19 protein-coding genes are annotated in these 23,857 nt (G+C 37.1%); 7 read left to right on the top strand and 12 right to left on the bottom strand.

The genetic code is table 11. The features are described from left to right. Positions 1-236: 236 nt before the first annotated feature. Together CK510_RS01190 and CK510_RS01185 are read right to left on the bottom strand one after the other, a co-directional pair. Positions 237-515 (bottom strand): hypothetical protein, encoded by a 279-nt coding sequence (locus tag CK510_RS01190; protein WP_095719941.1) that lies wholly within the window; start codon positions 513-515, stop codon positions 237-239. A gap of 685 nt (positions 516-1,200) precedes the next feature. Then, a complete protein-coding gene (locus CK510_RS01185; RefSeq protein ID WP_095719940.1) occupies positions 1,201-2,583 on the bottom strand; it encodes a ParB N-terminal domain-containing protein in 1,383 nt (460 codons plus the stop codon). A 1,325-nt stretch (positions 2,584-3,908) separates the two neighbouring features. Between CK510_RS01185 and CK510_RS01180 the strand changes: the two genes are divergently transcribed. The 6 genes from CK510_RS01180 to CK510_RS01155 all read left to right on the top strand — a co-directional run bounded on the left by CK510_RS01180 (position 3,909) and on the right by CK510_RS01155 (position 11,006). Beyond that, complete coding sequence (locus CK510_RS01180; protein WP_095719939.1) at positions 3,909-5,108, top strand: ABC exporter membrane fusion protein; 1,200 nt, start codon at positions 3,909-3,911, stop codon at positions 5,106-5,108. 144 nt (positions 5,109-5,252) lie between these two features. Continuing rightward, positions 5,253-6,428 (top strand): ABC transporter permease DevC, encoded by a 1,176-nt coding sequence (gene devC, locus CK510_RS01175; RefSeq protein ID WP_095719938.1) that lies wholly within the window; start codon positions 5,253-5,255, stop codon positions 6,426-6,428. Between the two features lie 146 nt (positions 6,429-6,574). Next, positions 6,575-7,588: an NAD-dependent epimerase/dehydratase family protein gene (locus CK510_RS01170; RefSeq protein ID WP_095719937.1), complete on the top strand. Its 1,014-nt coding sequence runs from the start codon at positions 6,575-6,577 to the stop codon at positions 7,586-7,588. A gap of 176 nt (positions 7,589-7,764) precedes the next feature. Further along, the gene (locus tag CK510_RS01165) at positions 7,765-8,757 is read left to right on the top strand and encodes a glycosyltransferase family 2 protein (RefSeq protein WP_095719936.1); all 993 of its coding nucleotides are present in this window, start codon (positions 7,765-7,767) and stop codon (positions 8,755-8,757) included. A gap of 143 nt (positions 8,758-8,900) precedes the next feature. Then, positions 8,901-9,371 carry a DUF2141 domain-containing protein gene (locus CK510_RS01160; RefSeq protein WP_095719935.1) on the top strand — a complete coding sequence of 157 codons (471 nt, stop codon included), beginning with the start codon at positions 8,901-8,903 and terminating at the stop codon, positions 9,369-9,371. Positions 9,372-9,761: 390 nt separating this feature from the next. Beyond that, positions 9,762-11,006 (top strand): glycosyltransferase family 4 protein, encoded by a 1,245-nt coding sequence (locus tag CK510_RS01155; protein WP_095719934.1) that lies wholly within the window; start codon positions 9,762-9,764, stop codon positions 11,004-11,006. 92 nt (positions 11,007-11,098) lie between these two features. On the opposite strand, the gene CK510_RS01150 is transcribed toward CK510_RS01155, so the two are convergent. Continuing rightward, complete coding sequence (locus tag CK510_RS01150) at positions 11,099-12,316, bottom strand: tetratricopeptide repeat protein (protein ID WP_373695776.1); 1,218 nt, start codon at positions 12,314-12,316, stop codon at positions 11,099-11,101. 213 nt (positions 12,317-12,529) lie between these two features. On the opposite strand from CK510_RS01150, the gene CK510_RS01145 reads away from it, so the two are divergent. After that, positions 12,530-13,123: a chromophore lyase CpcT/CpeT gene (locus CK510_RS01145; protein WP_095719933.1), complete on the top strand. Its 594-nt coding sequence runs from the start codon at positions 12,530-12,532 to the stop codon at positions 13,121-13,123. A gap of 103 nt (positions 13,124-13,226) precedes the next feature. Here CK510_RS01145 and CK510_RS01140 read toward each other — a convergent pair whose 3' ends face one another. The 9 genes from CK510_RS01140 to CK510_RS01105 form a co-directional block, all read right to left on the bottom strand. Then, positions 13,227-13,892, bottom strand: coding sequence for a tetratricopeptide repeat protein (locus CK510_RS01140; RefSeq protein ID WP_095719932.1), 666 nt, complete (start codon positions 13,890-13,892; stop codon positions 13,227-13,229). Between the two features lie 166 nt (positions 13,893-14,058). Further along, a complete protein-coding gene (locus tag CK510_RS01135; protein WP_095719931.1) occupies positions 14,059-14,445 on the bottom strand; it encodes a hypothetical protein in 387 nt (128 codons plus the stop codon). A gap of 27 nt (positions 14,446-14,472) precedes the next feature. Then, the gene (locus CK510_RS33830) at positions 14,473-14,601 is read right to left on the bottom strand and encodes a hypothetical protein (RefSeq protein ID WP_281256971.1); all 129 of its coding nucleotides are present in this window, start codon (positions 14,599-14,601) and stop codon (positions 14,473-14,475) included. 51 nt (positions 14,602-14,652) lie between these two features. Beyond that, positions 14,653-15,084, bottom strand: a complete 432-nt coding sequence (locus CK510_RS01130; protein ID WP_095719930.1) for a DUF2262 domain-containing protein — start codon at positions 15,082-15,084, stop codon at positions 14,653-14,655. 420 nt (positions 15,085-15,504) lie between these two features. Continuing rightward, positions 15,505-17,478 (bottom strand): acetate--CoA ligase, encoded by a 1,974-nt coding sequence (gene acs, locus CK510_RS01125; RefSeq protein WP_095719929.1) that lies wholly within the window; start codon positions 17,476-17,478, stop codon positions 15,505-15,507. 432 nt (positions 17,479-17,910) lie between these two features. Further along, positions 17,911-19,353, bottom strand: coding sequence for an FAD-binding domain-containing protein (locus CK510_RS01120; RefSeq protein ID WP_095719928.1), 1,443 nt, complete (start codon positions 19,351-19,353; stop codon positions 17,911-17,913). Between the two features lie 383 nt (positions 19,354-19,736). Then, the gene (locus CK510_RS01115; RefSeq protein ID WP_095719927.1) at positions 19,737-21,512 is read right to left on the bottom strand and encodes a S8 family peptidase; all 1,776 of its coding nucleotides are present in this window, start codon (positions 21,510-21,512) and stop codon (positions 19,737-19,739) included. A 303-nt stretch (positions 21,513-21,815) separates the two neighbouring features. Further along, positions 21,816-22,364: a DOMON-like domain-containing protein gene (locus CK510_RS01110; protein ID WP_095719926.1), complete on the bottom strand. Its 549-nt coding sequence runs from the start codon at positions 22,362-22,364 to the stop codon at positions 21,816-21,818. Between the two features lie 179 nt (positions 22,365-22,543). Then, complete coding sequence (locus CK510_RS01105) at positions 22,544-23,668, bottom strand: phosphotransferase enzyme family protein (RefSeq protein WP_095719925.1); 1,125 nt, start codon at positions 23,666-23,668, stop codon at positions 22,544-22,546. Positions 23,669-23,857: the final 189 nt, after the last annotated feature.

Below are 23,857 nucleotides of genomic sequence, written 5' to 3'. Positions count from 1 at the left end.
AAGTACTAATACTTAATAACACATATCTAATAGCTAATAACTAATAACAAATAACGAATAACTAATAAAACTGACACTTCTGATTATTTCAGCCATGTAACAGCAATTTTAATCCCATTTTAGTCTAAAAAATGCTACAGATTTATCAGTTGAGGTGTCTGAAGTCGCTTACTTGTGATTCCCCTAAACTATATCTATAACTAGCTCCAAACAAAATGATATAATTGCAAATATTGCTATACCACGGTGGATTCCTGATACTGTGGTGATAGGTCAATTACATTGTTGAAACTCGTAAAATAATCTTGTAATGCGCTAGCTGCTTGACCAGTAAACTCAATCCATTCGTTGTGGCACAGATTTTGGGAAATTGATTCTAATTGAAATAATGGATACTTGGGAGTAGCTATTAAGACAGAAACGCTTTTTTCGCCAGAGCTAGTCCTGCTATCCAATTTTACTGCGGCAACATAACTCGTGTTAATAACAACGTTTTGTATCTTGATAAATGCCATAGCTAATTTAGCGTCCGAGATAATATAATTTAAAGTTTTGACAAACTTGAGTCTGGCAAATTCGTTACAAAAACACCCCTATTCATAAGTCTTTTCTACTAATCAATCGAATAACACCACATTATCCATCAATTATTCCCATCTTTTGGATATTATGCGCTCGTGATTGAGTCGCTAGGAGCTTTATCAATTGAGAGCTTCATAATTACTTTAAACACTAACATATCTATAAAATTTCGGATAAGAACTTCAAGATTTTTATGAATTTGGTGCATAATTAATAATGTAAATGTAAAGTAGAATAAAACAGTATATAATGTTACGATCGCTCGGTATTAGATAATAATTGAATTTGTTATTCATGTACGTTTTTTAGTAGTTTTTCAGATAGTATCTGCAATTGATATTATAAATATTTTTTTAAAATTTATTGAAAAGTAATTAAAAAGCCCGATTTCCTGAGGAAACCGGGTTTTGTAGTTTGATATTGTAATTTTGAATTAAGAAAATGTGTAGAGTTAATACCAATTAAATTTGAAAGTCTATAAAAATTAACCCAAATAAAATAAAAGAACCCCACCCTAACCCTCCCCTTATTAAGGGGAGGGAACTGGATTTCTGATTTCTAGTTTCCCCCCTTTCCAAGGGGGGATTAAGGGGGGTAATTTCCGGGATATGAGGGAAATCAAATGATTTTTCTTGCCTGTTTCCCAGTTAAATTTTGCCAGCGTTGAATACCCCGACTGATTAATTCTGGATTCTCGTCACCAATAAAACATGTACGTGATAAACGATCGCAACCAACCAAAATTTCCCCATGTCCCATAAATGGAGCTATCACAAAGCTATTGGGGTTACTGTACATATTTAACAAATAACTGATAATCCCCTCGACTCCTTCAAGATTAATGGTATTTTCTGGTTTAGGGATTAGGTGATGGGAAAAAATACCGACGTAGATGTTATTTAAAATAAACTCATGCTGAAATGGCATTTGATGACTGCTGCAAAAATTATTGATATTTCCCTGCGATCGCAATACTGCTACAACCCTAGCTTCATTAACGAGATAATCGTGTTCCCAGAAGGATGACAGGGTTGCGATCGCAAGAGCGGCATCGGAGGGTAACAGGTTAATAAATTGCTTGCCTGCCGTATTCCCACAGTAAATTAGATGCTTGTTTAACATCCATTTTTCACCATGTTCAACCCCAGTTTGATTTGCTGCTGCTACAGGTTTGCCATTATTAATGGGTTCGGGTAGCTCTTTTTTAGGTATTGGTTTTGTGATTTTTTTGGCATAGCCATTAGCAGCTTTGTCTGGTGATGTTTCACGCTGGAAAGCTAGTAGCTGTAGCTCTTTTTGCTTTTCCCTAGCTTCCTTTGCTAAATTAGCTTGATATTCGGCTTCTACTTTATCACCTTGTTGCATTGCCGCTTCAAAGGCTTTCTCGGCTGTTTCTGCTTGCGTGCGTTCAAGGTTGGCAGTTCTTGCTATTTTTAGTTGGATAGTACGACTTTTGCCTAGCCTGGTATCAATAATTTTTTGCTTGATATCGGGATGAATATCCCTAGCTATTTGCTTCCCTTGCTGGAAAGAACGCTCGCTGTAACCAAAACCCTTTGCCAAGTCCAAAGTTGTTTTTGGAGGTAGTGAATTAATTTCACCACCTATTGCACTTAGCTTGTGAGTGTGCTGATTGTCACCCGGCTTGAAGCGCAATCCCATCCGTTCCAGAATGCGATCGCGTTCTAACCAAAGTTCGTATCGCTCTAGAGGTTCGAGTTCGTTACGAATAAAGTTCTCGTCGATTTCTGCTAACCTCGCATGATCAGCATCCTCAAAATTAACGATTTTACACTCGATTTGCTCGAACCCCAACAATCTATAAGCGGTAAGTCGATGCAATCCCGCAATTAAAGTAAATTTGCGATCGACTGTAATTGGATTTAATAAACCATTGGCACGAATTGACTGCATTAATTCGACAACCTTATTGTCCTTAATTGGACGACGGTTGGAACCAATATTGATTTGATCGATAAGTACTGCTAGCACAGTAGGCATAATTGGGTTCCTCCTAGTGCCAAGTTAAATTACTAATAGAACAAGATACCCAATATATTTGATGAGTATTCAGACAAAGGTTAAGCAGGTAAGTGAGAATTCTGATTGACATGTCTTAATTATTAAGAATTCCAGCTAACTTATAAACTACAAATTAAACTACAACTGAAATTTAACCTAAAACTGAAGAGCAATAGTAAAATCGAAAGTGGATTTATTCTAGAATTAGATGTTGTGATTCAGCAAGTAGCTAGCAATTATGAATGTACTTAATCAATACACCCTATAAATAAATTTTGGAAAACCAGAAAAGCACCACTAAACAATTTTTGTTCGCTATTTACATTTCTTTCCCACTAATAAGTACATGACTAACAATTAGGGTGTGAGACTGATATTAGTAGTCTCTTGTTCCCTATATTATTTCTCACTTTTTATTTGTAAATATCTTAGATAAAGCATAATCTACCGCATCGAGGTATGATGCGGGAGTTAGCCCATATCAGAATTGTGTTTCAAATCAAAGAAAATTGTCTAATACCAATTTAATGTGAAGCCGCATATTATTTCGACTCCACCCTAGTGAACATGATTTGACTCCCTCTACCCGCAAGGTAGGGAGAAGGGGGTGGGTATATGCAGCTAAACTACCATTATTAAACTATTTACCTTTTATCAGAAATATTTGGAAATGCAGTGTAAATTCTGTAGCTTATATGACTTTTTTCTGAAGTAATCGCGAATAAAGTTAACTATCAGAGTTGCGAATCACTCATTATTTGTCTTGGTTTAGCAATTATTTTAATTAATTCTACCCGCTTGACAAAAATAAACTAGTTTGTCATATTTAAAGACAAGTTTATCCAATAAATATCTAATAGTATTTTGTTATATCTCTAACAATAAATTCCTCAGTATGTTGATGCTGATTAAGTAAATTTTACTGCATAAAAATTGACTCTAAATTATTAGATAAAATTGCGGGAATTGGGTGTATATTTATAAGGCAAATTACTAAATATGGCAGCAAATCTCTACAATTGCAGTCATTACGAAATTTGGTGATGGATATGTTTTAAAGACTATATTTTTAAAGACTATATTTTTAAAGATGATGTTTTTAAGACATTGCACTCAGCAATCTTCTCAAGCTCCAATATCAAACCTATAAACTTCAGAAGCATTACAAAAGTAAGTATTCAATTACTTAAATTACTGCGAATCTTCAGAATACTCCCTCCGGGAGTCGAATAAATGCGATCGCATTCTCGCAATAGATTCAGACAATGGGGCTAATTCTTTGCGTACATTATTGGGATAAGAATATGACCGTAGACAATGATAGTCAGTTTTATACACCAAAACCTAATTATCGCTGGCGAATAATTTTTGCTTTAACAGTAGGATTAATCGCTGCACTGTTATCTATTTACAGCCTGACAAGATATCAAGCATCGGTTCAGAAAGAAGCGGAAAAAGCAACAAAAACAGTTCCAGCGAGAGTTGCCGTGACAGCATTAGGACGCATCGAACCTCAAGGTGAAGTGCGACGCTTATCAGCACCGAGTTCTTTGAGTGGTGTACGAGTTGAAAAGGTTCTCATCAAGGATGGTGAATCTGTTCGTATAGGACAAGTCGTTGCCTGGTTAGAAGGATATGCTAGAACTGCTGCTGCACTTCAGCAAGCAATTGATAAAGTGAGTGTAGCGCGAGCCAAACTTCTTCAAATTAAAGCGGGAGCTAAAACTGGAGATATTAGCGCTCAAAAGGCGACTATTTCCAGATTACAAGCTCAAGTAAAAGGTGAAGTCGCAGCCCAACAAGCCACAATTGCCAGGTTGCAAGCACAGTTGAATAATGCTCGCACGGAAAATAATCGCTACCAGCAAATATATAAACAAGGTGCTGTTTCCGCATCAATTGCCGATACTAAACGCTTGCAGTTGCAAACAGTCGAACAACAAATCCGTGAAGCTCAAGCTGGATTAACTCGCACAGTCAGCACTTTACAAGACCAAATTCAGGAAGCACAGGCAAAGTTAGCAAGTCTGAGTGAAGTACGTCCAGTTGATGTTCAACTTGCTGAAGCGGAAGTCAAAAGTGCTATTAGTGCAGTCACACAATCCCAAGCAGAACATGAACTTACCTATGTTAAATCCCCAATTAACTCCAAAATTCTCAAAATTCATGCTAAATCTGGAGAGGTTATCGGTAGTAATGGAATAGTTGAACTTGGCACTACATCGCAGATGTACGTAGTCGCAGAAGTGTATCAAACCGATGTTGAAAAGGTGCGGATTGGACAGAAAGCGCTCATTACTAGTACAGCATTTAGCGGCAAAATCCCCGGAACTGTCAACGATATTGGACTACAAATTGAACGTCAGAGTATTCTTAGCGTCAACCCTTCTGCTGATACAGATCGTAGAGTAGTTGAGGTCAAAATTCGTATAGACAATCCCAGTGATAGTAAAAGAGTTGCAGGTTTAACTAATCTACAAGTTGATGTCGCGATTCACATCTAAATCAAAATCCCATCTTCAATATTTAAACATCACCAATACCACTTGATTTTAGGTTCACAAAATTTGGTTTAGATAATCAACAATCTAAAATCCCAAATCCCAAATTGGTATTATTCTTCACACCCAATTTTGGAAGACAGAATCATGATTTTTAAGACTCCCCTGGCATGGTTGCAACTAATTCAACAAAAAGGACGTTTTGTCGTAGCTATCGCTGGTATGGCTTTTATTGTACTATTAATGTTTGTACAATTAGGCTTTCAAGATGCACTTTATTCCAGTGCTACATCAGTACATCAAAGTTTACGTGGCGATTTATTTCTTGTTAGTTCTCAGTACAAAGCTCTAACATCAAATCAAAGTTTTGCCCGCACTAGTTTATATCAAGTATTAGGATTTAATGATGTTGAATCTGTGAGTCCAATGTATTTGGAATTTGCTAAATTCAAAAATCCTGAGACAGGAGAAAAATATCCGATATATGTAATTGGATTTGAACCCGGAAAATCTGTTATTAACTTACCCGAAGTAGAGGACAATCTCGATAAGTTAAAAATACCAGATGTCATCCTATTTGACCGAGATTCCCGCACTTATTTCGGTGATATAGTCAAAAATTTTGAGCAAGGAAAACCAGAGCAAGTACTTGAAATTTTTCCCTTCAATAATTCCACAGGTTATAGAGTTCGGGTTGGTGGTTTATTTAGTATTGGTCCATCCTTTGGTGTTGATGGTAATTTAATTGTCAGTGACACAACATTTAGAAGGATTTTTCCCAATAGAACACCTGATAGAGTTGATATTGGTGTTATCTCTCTAAAACCTGGTGCAAATGTAGAGAAAGTAGTTGAAAATATTCGCAAAAATCTTGCTAATGATGTGACTATTTTTAGTTTTAAAGAGTTTAGTGATTATGAAAAAAAATATTGGGCTGCAAGAACTCCAATTGGCTTTATTCTAAATATAATGCTGACGATGGGTTCAATAGTAGGGATTGTGATTGTCTATCAAATTCTCTACAGTAATATCTCCAGTCAGTTTGTTGCTTATGCAACTTTAAAAGCTATTGGCTACGAGAATAATTACTTGCTAGTTGTCGTATTTCAGCAAGCATTAATCTTAGCAATCTCAGGTTATTTCCCAGGCTTTGTACTATCGTTAGGATTATATGACTTTGCGATGAACACAACAAAATTACCAATCATGATGACTGCTCATAATGCAATACTTGTATTTGTTTCAGCAATTGTTATGTGCATCCTTTCTGGAACTTTAGCAATCAATAAACTACGTTCTGCTGACCCTGCTGACATTTTCTAATTAGGGTATGATGCATTTTTATTGAATATAAAGAGATGTGATATGTCTCGTCTCTACAGGGTACTTCATTTAGCTTAAATCTGAAAAAGCTACTACTTGCAGCCCTAATCAAAATTACCACTAACTATTTCCAAGCACTAAAATACATGAACATCCAAAATCAAACAATTCTCATCACTGGTATTAACGAATGTGTTGGCTTACGTACTGCTGAACTTGCGATCGCACAAGGAATTAAGGTTAAAGGTTTAGTACATACGTCAGAAAAAGGTAAACAAAAGGACATAAAAAATTACAATCAAGTTGAAAAATTAGGAGTTGAATTAATATTTGGAAATGTAACAGATACGGATGTGGTAAAAAAGGCTTGTGAGGGTATGGATATTGTCTTACATGCAGCAGAGATGGCTAAGGAAGGTGGAAAACTTAAAGAGTTTCAAGACATAAATGTAGGTGGAACTACAAATATAGCAACTGCTGCTAAAAAGGCTGGTGTTAAGGCTTTTGTTCATCTATCTAGTGTACTTGTATATGGATTTGATTATTCTAATGGCATTACGGAAAATGTAAGTTTGACAAGCGAAAATAATCCTTACTGTCAAAGTAAAATTGAAGCTGAATCCGCAATCCTAAAATTTAATTCTCCACCTGAATTTGGTGTAATTGTCATCCGTGCAGGAGATGTTTATGGACCTGAAAGTATACCTTGGATAATTCGTCCTCTTTCTTTAATGCGTCAAAACTTATTCGCTTGCGTTAATGATGGGAAGGGAGTAATTAACCACGTATATATCGATAATCTTGTTGATGCTATCTTTTTAGCAATTGAAAAACAAGCATATGGTGAAATATTTAATATCACAGATGGTTCTGAAACTACTTGGAAGGAATATTTTACTAAACTCGCAGCAATGGTAGATTTACCAGAACCTTCTTCATTACCAAAAGAGGAAATGAAGCTATTTCTTCGTGTTCGTTGTCAAGGACAAAAGCTTTTTCGTAAAGAAGCAGATATCTTACCAGAATCTGTTGATTTTATGTCTCGTCCTTATGCTTATTCGATAGCTAAGGCTAGAAATATATTGAATTACGAACCTAAAATTAACCTTGATAAAGGTATGCAGCTTACAAAGGAATGGTTACAAACTAATTGCGAATAGTTTAGTCAAATAAAATAATTATTTATCTTATCTAAAAATCTTATAGATAAATAATTATTCATTCTTTATTCTACATTTTTTTACTAGCGTAATATCTTCTTTTTTATGTGCATAACTACCATTTTTCTTAGTTATCCCACTTTCAAATTCATGGAATCTCTAAAACATTACTTACTATGAATAACCAACCTAAGTTAAGTATTGGACTACCTGTATATAATGGTGAAAAGTTTCTAGAAGCTGCACTAGATTCGCTCTTAGAACAAACATTTCAAGACTTTGAGATAATTATCTCAGATAATACTTCTACTGATAGAACAGCAGATATTTGTAAAAGTTATGTAGCGAAAGATAGTCGGATTAGCTACTATCGTAATGACACTAATCTTGGTTGCGCTCGTAACTTCAATCGGGTTTTTGAATTATCTTCTGGTGAATACTTTAAATGGGCATCATATGATGACCTTCATCATCCCACTTTTTTAACAAAATGTATTGAGATACTTGATGAAAATCCTAGTATTATTTTGTGTCACTCCCTAGTGAAATTCATTGATGAAAAAAATCAAGTTATTGGCGATTATGATATTCACTTCCATGCAGATTCATTCAAAATACATCAGCGTTTTGATGAATTATTGGTAAAACATTTGTGTTATCAATGTTATGGAGTCATTCGACGTAATGCACTTAATGTTGCCCCTCCAATGGGGGGTTATGGAGCTGCAGATGCAATTTTCTTGTTAAGGCTTTCCTTACTTGGTCGTTTTTACGAAATACCCGAATATCTTTTCTTAGCACGTCATCATTCACAGCAGTCATTAAGCATGTTCTTCCCGGAATATCTAAAATTGGCTAATAATAATCGTCGTGAATTAAAAAGTTTACCTGATTTTCATAGTTATGCTGTATGGTTTGATTCCAATAATAAAGGTAAAATTTTATTACCACATTGGAGAATATTCTGGGAATATTTACGCTCTGCATCAATGGGAAAGATGAACATGTATGAGCGTTTTTGCTGCCATGTTAGTATTTTCAATAGATTAAAAGGTACTGAGTATTTACTTGCTACAGATATATTCAATGCTTCGCAATCTCTTTGGAAAAAGTTACCTAAGTTGTCAATATCAATTAAAGTTGAGTTGCGTAAACCTTCGGTTTTATAATGTTGAAATAGTGGGTTTGTTTAACATATAGCGATTTCTCAACTGGCGAGGTATATTTCAGTTGCTTAGGAAACGTTATATATCAACCTTTTCAAAATATTCAATTCAAATAGTTTACTGCTGAAAAAATAGGATTAATTAACATGAAACGCAAATTTTTCTGGAGTCTAGTTTGCTTAACAAGTATAGCGGGTATTGGCTTGGCTACAATAGTGAATGCTGAGTCTAATCCAACACTAACAGTAGTGGTAAATGGAGTGCAGCGATCGCATAATGGACAGATATGTATGCGAGTGTTTTCAGGTAACAAGGGATTTCCCAATAGTGATGAGAGTGGGGTAAAAAGTGCTTGCGTTCCTATTACAGGAAATTCAGTTACGAAGCAGTTCAGTGGTTTAAAACCTGGCACTTATGCTGTTGGTATAATTGATGACAAGAATGGAGATGAGAAACTTAATACTGATTGGTTGGGTATTCCCAAAGAAGGTTTTGGTATGTCTCGCAACCCGAAAGTATCTGTGACAACTGGTACACCAAAGTTTGGTGATGCGAGTTTTCCAGTGAGGAAAAATATCACAATTAACATTAATATGAAATATTCGCTCGATTCATAAATTCAATAGTCTGTATTAAAGATTCTCGATTTTATAAGTTGAGAATCTGATTTTTCTCTTGTTATGCTAAAAACGGATTATGGCTCTACTTTTAAATTAAGTGAAAAACTTTAAGATACTAACCTTCGGGAAGTCTTTACCTACTTTTGTTAGTCTGACAGATGTTTATTTTTGATTAGATACTTCCTTCGTCAGTATGACAGATATTCGAGTAAATTATTCGTATTTTTGTTACAAATCATTCATTTATACTTTTACCAAACAAATAAAATATTTTAATCATAATGTAGTTGAGACTTGCCACCTAATTTCATGAGTCGTAATATTAATTATTTGACCTAGTTGTAAATAAGTAAATCTTCTCTAAATAATACGGATAGAATTAAAATTATGAGTAAGCAGCCACTTCGGATTGCCATTATTACGAGTTTGTATGCACCATTTTTGTCAGGAGTTTCAACTGGAGTTCATCAACGGGTTTTATGGCTACTTCAACAAGGACATCATGTTCTTTTAATTCACCCAGAATTCAATAGTAAATATCCCAAAAAAGTTGGCGATCGCCCAATGCGGGGTTTGAATGAGGTTGAATCATTTACTAATTTTACTTCCTTTGCATATCCAACAGAACCATTAATATTTTATAAGTCTCTTCCCCAACCTTTAAGTTATAAATATTGGAGCGATACTCAGGTTTTAAAACAGTTTAAGCCTGATATTGTCGTTGTTGAAGAAGCTCCGCAAATGCGAGGATTCTACTCTTTATTTATGCAAGGTTATGGTCGTCCTATCGGTGTAGAATATAGAAAATTAACGGGTACTCCGACTATTTCATTATTTCATACTGACATAGTTGCTTATATCAAATACTATTTAGGTAATCAAATATTTAAGCTAATTAGCCCGATTTTACCTTTGACAATTAAGGAGTTTACTAAGGTATATGATTATAATTTTTTCCCATCAGAAGAACAATTAACTCGCTACCAAGAACTAAATTCTCAGCGCAGTGAATATTTACGTTATCAAGGAGTTGATTGTCAAAAATTTCAACCAACAAATATAACTTATAATCCTATTCCTGATGACGGACGAAAAATATTATTATTTGTTGGTAGGATTACTAAAGAAAAAAATGTCAATCAACTAATTGAATCATTTCCACATATTGTAGCTAAAATTCCTGATGCTCATTTAGTAATTATTGGTAGTGGACCTTTCGATAAAGAAATTCGCAAACTTACCCAAAAATATGCGTCCAATATCACAATTTATGGTGAATGTTATGGTACTGAATTATTGGGATGGTATGCTCGTGCTGATGTCTTTATAAATCCATCAGTCACTGAGAATCTTTGTACTTCAAATAACGAAGCATTAGCATCGGGAACACCTCTTGTTTTGGCAAAATCACCCTCAGCAGCAGAACAAGTATATCCAGGAATTAATGGTTTTATTGCAGAAGCAAATAACCCGATTGACTTTGCTAATAAAGTTATTACGATTCTCGAAAACCCTGAGTTGAAAGCAGAAATGTCACGACAAGCACGTCAGTTAGTACTTAAATTTGATTGGTCAGCTTGTATGCAACAATTTGAAGCTAAACTTTATGAAATTTTAGGAATTAGGAATTAGGAAAGTCCAGAAAATAAAATATCCCAACCATAGACTTATCAATCATATCATTCGTAAGGGTGGGGTCTCCCCACCCTTACAATTGTGGATAATTAATTTGTGGGAATTTGTTGAATTTGTTGGGTAAAATAACTTTCATCATATTGGAGTTGTTGAGCAAACTTTAATCCTTGTTCAAATGCCGATCGCGCTTGGGGATACTCTTTGCGTTGCAGATGCATTTGTCCAATATTTTCGTAGGTTTTCATTACACCATAAAAATTACCCGCTAGTTCTTCACTTTGCAGTAAAATTTGGCTGGTTTGTAACGCTTCGTCGATTTGTTCTTGGGAACGATAAAGTGCGATTAATTTTTGTAGTGCTTCCCCAGAACGGGCATATTGCTGCTGTTCCCAAGCGGTAATATAGGCTTGTTGGTAGTTTTGAAATGCGTTTTCTAAGATGCTGGGATTTTGTTTTGCCAAGATTTCGTAATCGGAACCTATAGCTATTTGTAATTCAGGTAATTCGAGTAAATTATTTTCTTTTGTGTAAATTTCGGCAATTTTGCTGCGGGTATTTATTGCTTGCTGATGTTGTTTACTTTGGTCATAGATGTAAGCTAGTTGTTTCAGATATACTAACTCATCTATTCGTACGTTTTTTGCTGATGCTAAACCTAATAATTCTTCATAAGTAGCAGCAGCTTGGGAATAATCGAACCAACTCATGTGAATTGTACCAATTGTTTGCAAAGTATTGATTTCCTCTGTTTGGTTTCGCTGCTGTCTTACAGTTGCTAAAATTTGATTGTAAACCTCAATTGCTAATTTAGGCGATCGCACTTTCTGATATCCTTCCCCTAATGCTTGTAATATCGCCACATCTGTCACAGGTAGGGATTTTTTCGGCTTTTGAATTGATTGGAGACGTTGTGTAATAAATTGCACTTGGGGGCGTTCGTTGTTTCGCCAAGCAATTTCCCCAACTCTGCTTAGAGCCTGAACTTCGTCAATCGTTCCTAAGTATCGACGCAGGCGTATTTCCCTATTCCAAGTATCAAATGCTGCTAGCTTGTCACCAGATTCAAGTTTCGCGATCGCGTCTGTATTTAATTGCTCTAGCGCGACTTCTAACTGTTGCTTTTCTTGTTCCGTCAACGGTTGTTTATCGGGGTTGCGCGGTAACAGAGGGTCTGATACTCTAATTTCTAAGGGATTAGGAGGAAATTTATCGGGAGTCGGCTGTTTTTTCCCCTGTGCTAGCACTGAAGAACTAAAAATTAACGACAATGATAATGTAGTAATAATACTGAAATGGCGAATAATCATATCTAATTTAATCTTGGGTATGGGGTTTAGGGCAAGAGTTTTACTGAAGGTTAAGACAAATGACAGGTAATCATCAACTTTTTAGATAGACGACATCAAGTCAAAAATTCTCCTGCGAAATAAGTTCCCATAAGTTTTAAAATATTCATAATGACAAGCGATCGCAATTCTCCCAAACTTTGATTCCAAACTTTAATCCTGAAACCTGATATAATGACCCACTCTACAGACATTACCACTTTAGCCCGTTGGATGGCAGCAGACTTTAGTAACCAAGAACAAGCATTTGAGAATCCACCTTTTTTTGCTCACATCCGTGTATGTATTCGTCCACTACCACAGGAATTGTTATCTGGGGTAAATTTATTTCTTGAACAAGCTTATGATTTTGCCCTGAATCAACCTTATCGAATGCGTGTCATGAAGTTGAGTTTGAGCGATAACCATATTATTATCGAACATTACACCCTCAAAGATGAGCAAAAATATTATGGTGCATCCCGTGATGTTGAACGTTTGCAAACTCTGACTGCTGAGGAGTTAGAAAAAATGCCGGGTTGTAATATGATTGTTGAATGGACCGGTAACAGCTTTAAAGGTCAAGTGGAACCAGGTAAAGGTTGTGTTGTTGTCCGTGATGGTATAAGAACTTACTTGGATAATGAGTTTGAAATTGATGGCGAAAAATTCCTCAGTTTAGATCGAGGAAGAGATTTTGAAACCAATGAACATGCTTGGGGTTCGATTGCTGGTGCTTTTCATTTTGTTAGATGGAATAATTTTGCTGATGAAGTTAAAGTTTCTTAGATGATGTTTATAAAATAAAAATCAAATAAAATTAGGGCAAACAACCGTTTGCCCCTACTTGAATTTATCAAAACAACCGCAATAATGGCAAAATTATCCAGAATCAAGATAGACTAGGGTCATCAGATTGTTTTATTTTCTGCAACATTTCTTCGATACGCTTAACACGTTCATTACGATTTTGCTGTTTAAATATATTTAGGGCTTTGTTTAAAGATGCAATACCTTCATCCTTTTTGTTGACTTGCATAAGTACCTGTCCTAAAAACATTAAAGCATCCCCATATTCAGGATTAATCTCTAGTGCTTTGCGAAATTGGATAATTGCATCATCCCATTTTTCCTGACTTGCATAACCAACACCTATTCCATTATAAGCAAGTGCATAACGGGGATTTAAACGAGTTGCTTCTTGAAATGATTTGATTGCATCTTCTGGTTTTTCTTGACGTAGAAAAATATTACCTAGTTGATAGTGTCCGAATGCATCTTTTGGGAATTTTTTCACAAATTTCTGTAAATTTTCTTCCGCACCAACTAAATTTCCTTGATTTAATTGGGAATTTGCAGTTTGGATTAGCTGCGCTCTTTCTGATTGTTCCCGTTCTGATAATTGCGCTACAACTATTCCCGAAGATGGTGGGAATTTTTTCGATAATGTTGTACTCGCTATTACAGATGATGAGGCAAAATATACACCTAAAATGCCCAATGTCAAGCAGCGAAAAGGCATGACTAATACTGACTTCGATTGACTTTTGAGCTTCATAAATGCTTCCGTTTATATTTAGTCTCTACAAACTAGTTCAATGTAACTAGCTTTTACAATCCAAAATATATAAGACGTAAAATGTCGTGATTTTGCTCCCATTCACACAATCTGTCTTCAGGTAGATGTTAATAATTTATCTATTTCCCTAGATTTTGCCTGGTAATTATTGGGGATAATAATCTTGCCATTGGGGATTATTATCCCATTGTCTTTGCTGTTGTTGCCATTGACGATTGTAATCGAGCGATTGCCGATCGCGTTGTTGTAATCTCCAGTTGTAATCTTGCCATTGACGTTTATTATTTTGCCATTGCCGATCGCGTTGTTCTTGTAATTTGCGATCGTAATCTTGCCATCTTTGAATGTCTTGGGAAAAACCTTGCGGGTTAAAATTCCCGTTCTTAGTTTGTTTCTGATGTAAATTTTCAACATCGCGAGCAACAAAAGATACAGTTTCAGCTAGTACCCTTGGTGACGAAAAGTTAACAAATAGGGTACTTATAAAAAGTGACAGGGAAACTGGTAAAAGTAATAATTTTAGCTTATACATACAGCCAATCTAGTTAAATTTATTAGGTCAATCGATGGGTATTTTTGGGAAATTTTTACCATCAATAACCACTACTTCAAATAATACTACTTTTCTGACTGAGGGTAATTCCTCACCAAGAAGAAATAAAAATTTATGATTTGATTTTCTACTCATACCTCGATCGATATAGGAGACTGTTTAACATCAACAGTAGAAAATCAGAATTTAACCAAACAAAATAGCTTCTTGATAACTACCTGTATCATCGATTGTTACCATTATTCCATGACCTGCAAATAAATATCCATCATTATAAAAAAGCTGAATATTTCCATTTGCATTAAACACAATATCTTCAAGTTTGATACTGTCGATAAAGTCTTGAATATCAATTTTTTCGCCATCATTCCAATTCTCATTATAATCACCCAGCATTTGTTCAGAAATTAGATGACGTATATTATCTTCATTTTGCTGAAGCTGAGAAAAAGATTTTCTTGCCATCAAAATTATCGAACCCGTTTCTACATCCTCTGGGTCTATAGTAATATTAACTATATGCTCTAAAGTAAATTGGACTTGACTTGTCCAACATTCATCGTCCTGATTCCAGACTAATTCACCCAAAATTTCATCGTAAATAGTTTGTTCGCTCATTAGAAATTAAAAGTAAAGTATATTCAAAAAAATCGTGGGCAAAATTCCCAGTCATGAATTGCTAACCCAAGATAATACAGCAATCTTATTTAACTTGCAAACATTTTTGGTATTTTTATATTTTTGGTGAATACAATCAAATTTTGAGGAATATTTATCTCGCAATTTCACTACCGAAAATAGATAATATTAATATTCTGTCATCGCTTGCGAACCGCAGGGTACTCACGTTAATCTTAAGCAAAATCTCTAATCCCTTTTTACCAAAACAAGAAGATAGAATCTAGAACGCAGAATTATAGAATCTTTAACGTAAATAATTTGATTTTCCCAATATATAAGGATGGACATATTGCCCATCCCAGAAAAATGTACTTTATTTAGAAAGCGTCAATTAGTTTACTGGAGTATATTTCTAAATTACGTACCCTCACGCAATTTATCCAAAACACTTCTATCCTCCAATGTTGAAGTATCACCAGATACCTCCTCTCCGGCTGCAAGATTCCGTAACAACCGTCGCATAATCTTTCCAGAGCGTGTTTTCGGTAGGGCATCGGTAAACTTAATCTCACCGGGACGTGCGATCGCACCGATTTCCTTGACCACATGTTGCTTCAATTCCTTACTGAGTTCGTCGCTACCTGTATATGTACCTTCCAAAGTCACAAAAGCAACAATTTCCTCACCTTTCAACTCATCCGGTTTACCCACTACAGCAGCTTCAGCAACCGCAGGATGGGAAACTAACGCCGATTCGACCTCCATTGTCCCCAGTCGATGCCCAGATACATTTAATACATCATCAACCCGACCCATGACCCAAAAATAGCCATCTTCATCCTTTCTTGCCCCATCCCCAGCAAAATAAGTATATTTACCATCCTTGGGGGCAATATGTTCCCAATAAGTACGACGGAATCTATCATCATCACCGTACACAGTCCGCATCATCCCAGGCCAAGGGTATCTTACAGCTAAATAACCCCCCTCGTTATCGGGGACAGAATTACCATCCAAATCGACGATATCTGCAAGGATACCAGGGAAAGGACGGGTTGCGGAACCGGGTTTGGTGGGGATAGCACCAGGAAGGGGAGTAATCATGATTCCCCCGGTTTCCGTCTGCCACCAAGTATCAACAATGGGGCATTTTTCCCCACCAATCACCTTGTGATACCACATCCAAGCTTCCGGGTTGATGGGTTCACCAACAGTACCCAACAGCCGTAGAGATGAAAGATTACGGGCATTTGGATGCTGTTCACCCATTTTGACGAAAGCACGAATCGCAGTTGGTGCGGTATAAAAAATATTTACACCATACTTTTCAATTACATCCCAAAAACAACCAGGATTGGAAGCACGGGGCGCTCCCTCATACATTACCGTCGTTGCTCCATTAGAAAGGGGACCATAAACAATGTAACTATGTCCCGTAATCCAACCGACATCAGCAGTACACCAATATACATCTTGGTCATTCAGGTCAAAAATCCACTTGGTAGTCATGTGGGAGTATAAATTATAACCACCAGTGGTATGGACAACACCCTTTGGTTTTCCCGTGCTTCCCGAAGTGTAAAGAATAAACAGCATATCTTCACTGTCCATTGGTTCTGCGGGACAATCTGCGATCGCAGTTTTTTGCAATTCGTGCCACCAATGGTCTCTCCCTGTCTCCATTGTTACATCTTGGGCGGTACGTTTAACGACTAAGACATTTTCCACCGTGGGACAAGCACCATCAGCCAAAGCCTTATCAACCTGGGGTTTGAGGGGGACGATCGCATCTTTTCGCCAACCACCATCGGCTGTAATCACTAGTTTTGCCTTACCATCATTCAAGCGATCGCGTAATGCTTCGGCACTGAAACCACCGAAAACAACACTATGTACCGCACCAATCCGGGCACAGGCGAGCATCGCCACGGCGGCTTCTGGTATCATCGGCATGTAGACACCGACGGTATCACCTTTTTTTACACCCAGGTTTTTGAGTACGTTTGCAAACTGACAAACTTCTCGGTGTAGTTGTGCGTAAGTGATGGTACGGGAGTCTCCTGGTTCCCCTTCCCAAATAATTGCCGCTTTATTTTTTCTCCATGTAGTCAGATGTCTGTCAATACAGTTGTAAGAAATATTAATCTTGCCATTGACAAACCACTTAGCAAAGGGAGGGTTTGTCCAATCGAGGATAGTATCCCATTTTTGGAACCAGTGTAATTCAGTTTCCGCAAGTTCAGCCCAAAATGCTTCGGGGTTTGCCTTTGCTTTGTCGTAGAGCTTTTCGTAATCTGCAAGGCTTTTGATTTGAGAATTTTGGGAGAATTCACTGCTGGGGGGGAATAAACGCTTTTCTTTGAGGATTGATTCTATCGTGGGTTGGGACATAGTGATAATTGCGTGTTGTTACTGACTTTATTTTTAGCTGATATTTACCAACAAATGTTTTGATTTTCGTAAAGAGTAGTCAAAATTGCAAGGTTAGGAGGAATACAATGCTAGGAATTACGTGATAATTGGTGCATCAAGCGAGGTATGGAAGTACAACCACGGGAAATTCAAAACTATATAACTGAACAAGGAAAAGATTGAGATTTAAATCAGTTAAATTTGTAGTTAAATTCGTAGGTTGGATGAAGAGGCACGAGTTATATTTGTAACCAGACGATAAATTTAGATTGCGTCGTAACCCAACACTTTATTACCAATTTTCGTTTTCCCCATATCCAGTGCGATCGCAATATATCTCGCAATATTTCTCAAGTTGTGGAAGCAAGTAACTCAAGGAAAGCGATCGCAATCTGAAAATTTTGTATTGCTCTACGAGGATATAACCCCTTTCCTCTGCTGATATTTATCTTTAAATATTCTCTGTTGGATTTTATGGTCTACTATCGGTTGGGGATAACCTAAAGCATCCCGCTCCAATGGTGTGATATTTCCCGTTAATAAATCCCCTGTATCCACAGAACGTAATTCGGGAACCCATTGCCGAATATATTCCCCCTCAGCGTCGAATTTCTGCGCTTGACTGGCAGGATTGAAAATACGCACTGGTTTGGGATCCATTCCACTCGATGCACTCCACTGCCAACCACCATTATTTGCTGATAAATCCCCATCAATTAATTTTTGCATAAAATACTTTTCCCCCAAGCGTGGATCGAGTAGCAAGTCTTTGGTAAAGAAACTCGCTACAATCATCCGACAACGGTTATGCATCCAACCGAGTTCGTTCATTTGTCGCATTGCTGCATCAACTATGGGGTATCCAGTTCTACCTTCACACCATGCTTGGTAATATTCATCATTGCTTTCCCAAGGGAAATTTTTAAAGGTTTCCCGAAATGCACCTTCCGCAAGTTCAGGAAAATTATACATCGCATGTTGGTAAAATTCTCGCCATGCAATTTCTTGCTGCCAGGTACGAATTGCTGCTGTTGTTTCGTCACTGCGGCTATTTTCCATTGCTTCCAGGGTTGCTTGCCATACCGTGCGAATGCCAATTACCCCAAATTTCAATGCTGCACTCAATCTTGATGTGCCATCAACAGCAGGGAAATTCCGATCTTCTTGGTATGAATTAATCCCAGTCGCTGCAAATTCCTCTAACCTTTCCAACGCTGCAACTTCCCCCGGTTCAATGACTAAATCCCCATCCCAAATAAATCCTAAATCCTTCGCACTGGGTAATGCGATCGCACCATTTGCCTGGGCAATTTGCATTTCTGCTGCTGTTAACCCGGATATATCCTCTAATTTAGGGACAGGTTTGGCTTTTGGTTTGGTACTCCAATTTTTCCAGAAAGGACTGTAAACGGTGTATTGTGAGCCTGTTCCTGTGCGAATTTCATCGGGTACATTCAAAATTTGATCCCAATTTCGATCTAGAAACTCAATCCCCTTTTCTTTCAACGCATCAACAATTACAGTATCCCGTTTCTGGGAATAGGGTTCCACATCCCAATTCCAAAATACCCCCTTTGCAGTCAATGCTGCTGCCATTTGGGGTATCACTTGTGTGGGATTGCCATGCAAAATCAATAACTGACTTCCTGCTTCCACATAGCTTTTTTGCAGTGCTTGCAAGCAACCAATCATATACGTCACTCGCACTGGGGCAATATCATCACTTTCTAAAATATTTGGATCGAGGCAAAATATACCCACAACTTTGCGGGTTTGCTCTTTTGCTGCAATTAGTCCTGTATTATCGGAAGTGCGTAAATCGCGACGATGCCAAAACAAAATTAAATCGGACATTCTAACAAATGTGAGAGTGCAACCGTACTAGTTTAATGCGATCGCGTCCCCTTAACATCATTCTCGTGAATTATTTTTATTTGGAAGCAAGTTAAGTATTTGGACAAAATACTATATAGCAATCCTATTTGATTCATGAAAATATAAATAAGGAGATAAACCACCATAGGCACGGAGTGACTACCTTTGGAAGTCACTTCGTGCCTACCCGCAGGGTAGACGCAGAGAGAATAAAGAAATATATTGATATATAATTTAAGCGCAGGCTACGCCAACACAAATGATTTAGGACTGCTATAGTAACCCTAAATGATTCATGAACTTCTTTTCTTCTTTCCTTCTTCCCTTGGCGACTTGGCGGTTATATAATATTGCTCATATTCCTAAGGCAATTTGTTCTCTATTTTCTTTTTCAAGACTTCTGAAATTCCCTGTTTTAATAACATTCCACGCATCGAATTCAGATTCTCGGCTTCTTTCGATTTGAACTGGGTTAATAAGGATTTTGATGACAATTCTGGGGATGGTTCTTGATTCTGTAAACTGGCTGCAAATTGTTTATAAAGCTCTGGATTAGTTGTTAAGTAAAAGGCTAATTCTTGACCGACTTCCTTCAAGCGTTGGGGTAATTCGGCTTCACTGACTTGTAATATTTCACCAAGACTAGAATTCAATTTTTCATCGTCTCGATATAGGAAACTATTTGCCGATTCACTTGTTGGTAATTGGGATTCAAATAGATGACTAAAAGTATCTATATTACCGCTATCTACAGGTGAATACTGTTGCAATGCCATACCTGGTACAATAATTGATTGATTGACATTGTCAGGTAAAGGTGCATCAAGTAACTTCTCAGCATTCACAATCCCCGCACCATGTTTATTTGGTTTCCATGTCGGGAATGTATCACAAGTATCCCGTAATAATTGATTGAAAATAAACGGAATTTTCTCGGCTCCGTAGCGTTCAATTAAATTATCTCTTCCATGATATGATAACCACAAAGCTGCTACGCCTGCGACAAATGGGGCAGAAAATGAAGTCCCCGCACCACTTTCTATACTGTATTCAAATTCATCGCTATTCTCTTGCTTACGAGTTTTAGCATACCAAATCGAAGCTCCTGGAGCTACTACATCTACCTGTTTCCCCGTCGTTGCCCCTATCCAAATTCCCCGCTCGACTGTGCTACCTGTAACGGCAATTACTTCATCATATGCCGCAGGATAAACCACAAAGGGAACCGATGTCCCCGATGCTGATACAATGATTACACCTCGCTTTTGAGCATAAATTATCGCGGTTCGCAAGCGTTGGTTAGGAAAAGCAGCACCTAAGCTAATTGTGAGTATATGTATTCCATTGTTTGCTGCATACTCGATTGCTTCGGCAAGATTGCGAATGCTCAAAAGTACGACTGAATATGTGACTCGTAGGGGAATTATTTTTGCTCCTGGTGCAACCCCTGTGACATACTTGCCGTTAGGATAATTTGCTTGTGCAGATTGGGGACTAACGATAACACTAGCAGTTGATGTCCCATGTCCTGGATTATTGATAACTTCTCCCCCTGACCTTTGTAGTTCATCGGTTGGGTTATTATCATTCTTGAGGAAATCGAAACCTTGTGCTGTGAGTAAATTATTAACTATTTCTGGATGTGGTGTATATCCAGTGTCGGGATGTCCAATAATTATCCCATGACCTGGTAATTTATTGGGGTCGGGGAAAAAACGTTGCCATGTTTCAAAAACTCGAAGTTGCTTTAGACTCCAATCTGGGTTTTCACCATCTTCAGATATTTGATTCGCTTGATTTTCTGAGTCTAGAGACTGAGGTTTTAATTCTTCATCCCAGTTATTATTTTCTGCTATGGGGACAGTAAATAATGGCTCTGCATCGATAATACCAGGTTGTGATCGCAGTTCATAACTTTTATCCCAAGCCTGTTTTGCGGATAAAGCATCATCGTTTAGGGTTATCTCAAATTCTGTATAGTTATCACCAATCGGTTTAATTTGCCAATCTGAACCCAGGAATTGAGTCACTATTTCCCCACATCTTCCCTCTAATCCTGGCATTACCATTTGAATGAAAAATCCTTCAAATCTTGCTAGGGGATTATTAGACTCTTTTGGTTGTTCGCTCGTTTGCATAAGTATTTTTGATATATTTTTGTGTATTTTATCTTACGATTTTAGATTAGGACTTACGCACAAGTAACATAATTACGTCATTACGAGTAATAGCTACGTAATCTCCCAAAATACTGAGATTGCTTCCCTACACTCGGTTTCGGTGACAATGACAATTTTGGTTGGTGTAATTCCTGTATATTCTTCTCCGCGCCTCTGCGTGACATAAATCAAATATTATTATAATTGATGAGATTAATCTGAGAATATCCACCAAAAGAGGCAAATATTGGATTTTAAACCCAGAGAAACGCAGGGATTTTATCAACTATCCTGGGAAAAATCCAAAACAAAGCTACCACGTTGGTGAAAATCAGCTTCTCCAGCGCAATGAGTCAATGCCCAATAACTTATTTGGCTATTTTTAGATTGAATCACAGATGCGATCGCAACATCTACTATTTCTTCGTTAGGGATAATTTTACTCAAGTCAAAATCTAATGCGATCGCTAAACAATCTGAACTTTGAGAAATACTAAATGGTAGTGTGGAAAATGCAGTTTCTTCTTGCATTCCTTGACGATATCCATCAAAACGATAAATATTCCAATCACTCGTAGGGGAAAGATTAAATTCCCAATAGCGAGGTGAGTTTTTAATCCCAATAAAGAACTCGAAACATGTATGTTCCCAAAGTTCATTTTTTCGCGTTGGGTTATCTGATGGGGTTAGAATTTCGACTTCGGAAATATTCCCTGTGAGTGCATAACTGATAAGTAATAGGTTCTCATTTCGGGCAATTTTCCCAGTAATTTTGATATCTGATTGGGTTTCCGTAGCAGGAAAAGGTTTGAGTGAAAATGTCTGTTCCATTTTGGTTGTACCAGAGTTTCAATAAATAAAATATTACCCCTCTCCAACCTCTTCCCTTATTAAGAGGAGAGGCTTTTAATGCTTTGTTTTGTCAAATTTACGTTAAAATCAATGGGATTTCAAAGTTTATGAGTATTTTCCTTTTTATTACATCATTAGGTTTATTTGTACCAACTTACTTATTTCTGCAAATCTTGAATAACCTGACGAATATTCCCTTCTTGAGATTCAATACTCTCTGTTAATTTAAACTGAACTAATGCTCTCAAAAGATTATGTTCTGGATGCTTAACTTTAAAGTAAACATTCCCTGCTAAATAATCACTAAAAAACCTCAATCCCAACTCGAATGTAATCAAACGAATCGCATCATATATGTATAAATAATCATTGCCAGTCAAAAAATCTTTCGCGATCGCCAGATAACCCTGTAGTATTCCCTGGGACAAATCTGTATCAAAATAGACGCTCTCCCAATCTTCAATTTCTTCCCCCACAGGATTGCAACCAGAGCGCAAACAATCACCAATGTCGTAATGAACTAATCCCGGTTTTGCTGTGTCCAAGTCTATGATACTTACTGCTTGTTGGGTATCAGTATCGAACATTACATTATTTACTTTGGGGTCGCCATGTATCAAACGTAACGGTAACTTGCCCTCTGCTTGAGCATTTTCCAATACATGTGCCCATTGAGTGCGATCGCTCACAAATTGTAGGCAATGCTTGACTTCGGCAGAGATATTTGTGTCGGTATGTAAAGATAAAATTTGTTGGTATTGTTGTAGATAGGCTGGTGTAATATGGAATCCTGGCAGTGTATCGGCAAGCTTTGCGGCTGGTAAGTCACCAATCAGATTGTGGAACATACCTAAAGCATAGCCAACTTCCCTAGCATGTTGAATATTCTCGATGGTATCAAAAGATTGGGAATTCTGAATATAGCTTATTGCTCGCCAAAATGACCCCTCTGCATCAATACAATGGTCAAAGCCATCTTTGGTTAATAATACACGAGGTACTTGCCAACGACGGTTTAAAGTCATATTTTGTAGCTTTTGACAAGCATGTTCTGTGAGGGTACGCATATTCTCCATCACCAGTTGAGGCTGTCGAAAAACCTTTGTATTAATCCGTTGTAGGACAAAATGTGGTTTGCTAGGGGTATCTATCGCGACCAAGAATGTGTCGTTAATATTACCACTGCCAAATGCTCTCACTTCAGTAATTTTACTTTGAAGGGCAAATTGTTCGGCAATAAATAATGGATATTCTGTGCGCTGTGTTTTAACTTCTTTTGTCATATTTGTAATTTTGACTTAATTTTGACTTAATTTTGAGCTTCCCAACTCTCGTAGTTATTTCACGAGGATAATAGGGGATATATTAGCTTAATTTTTATACATGGTTTGTATAAATAAAGTACTGAAGCCTTAAAATGTTTGTATTGATGCAGAGGGGTCATTTTGGCGAGCAATAAGCTATATTCAGAA

It is taken from the genome of Brunnivagina elsteri CCALA 953 (genome assembly GCF_002289455.1).
GTDB classification, from domain to species: domain Bacteria; phylum Cyanobacteriota; class Cyanobacteriia; order Cyanobacteriales; family Nostocaceae; genus Brunnivagina; species Brunnivagina elsteri.
Note: the sequence above shows the minus strand (reverse complement) of the source record. Positions and strands in the feature narration are given on the sequence as shown.